We start from the raw sequence: 678 nt of genomic DNA, 5'->3' as shown, positions 1-678 counted from the left end.
ACCGCGGTCATCGCCGCAAGTACCTGGAAACGTCGGTGGTCAGATAAGCCAATCTGGCCGTCCAACAATCGACGCGCGGGATCCATTGCAAGCGCTATGCACACGTAACATGCGGCTACGAGCCACACTGCCGCCCGCCAACCCATGAACAGCATTGCAACCGGCATGACTGCGCCTGCCAACGCTGCTCCCGCAGGAACGCCCGTTTGTTTGAGCGAGAAAACGAATCGTCTGTTTTTGGGTGATGTCGTTGCCGCGAGGAGGTACGAACTCGCGGGCGTGACTGGCCCATACCCAATGCCGACTCCGATCGCTCCCAGGATCAACCACACAGGCGTGCCTCCGCCAACCATGGCAAGCCCGGTTGCGCACGCCAGCAGCGAAATCTGGCAGAGGCGAATCGGGCCAAGCTGCGGAACCAGACCGCCTGCCGCAACCGATGCAACTGCTGCCGCCGCGTAAGTGATTGAAACAAACGTCCCTACACCGGGCGCACCGGAGCCGAACTGGTGAATCATGACCGGTGCGGTGCTCGGTATCGCCAGTGCGGCAAATGCCGTACAAACCTGAACGATCGTTGTCACCACAACCGCTGTATATCTGGACATGTGCAATTGATTCTGTTCACACGTCAGATACACCGCAGGAACCGCTCGACCAGTCGCACGAAGTAACTCG

The 678-nt window shown here is 59.4% G+C and carries 1 protein-coding gene; it reads right to left on the bottom strand.

Annotation, left to right across the window (positions count from 1 at the left end; genetic code table 11):
• Nucleotides 1-587, bottom strand: a 587-nt coding sequence (locus ACFUEJ_RS24100) for an MFS transporter (RefSeq protein WP_388032355.1), incomplete at its 3' end; no start/stop codon positions are given.
• Between the last annotated feature and the right edge of the window lie 91 nt (nucleotides 588-678).

Source organism: Gordonia sp. NPDC057258 (assembly GCF_042668985.1).
Taxonomy (GTDB): domain Bacteria; phylum Actinomycetota; class Actinomycetes; order Mycobacteriales; family Mycobacteriaceae; genus Gordonia; species Gordonia hongkongensis.
Note: the sequence above shows the minus strand (reverse complement) of the source record. Positions and strands in the feature narration are given on the sequence as shown.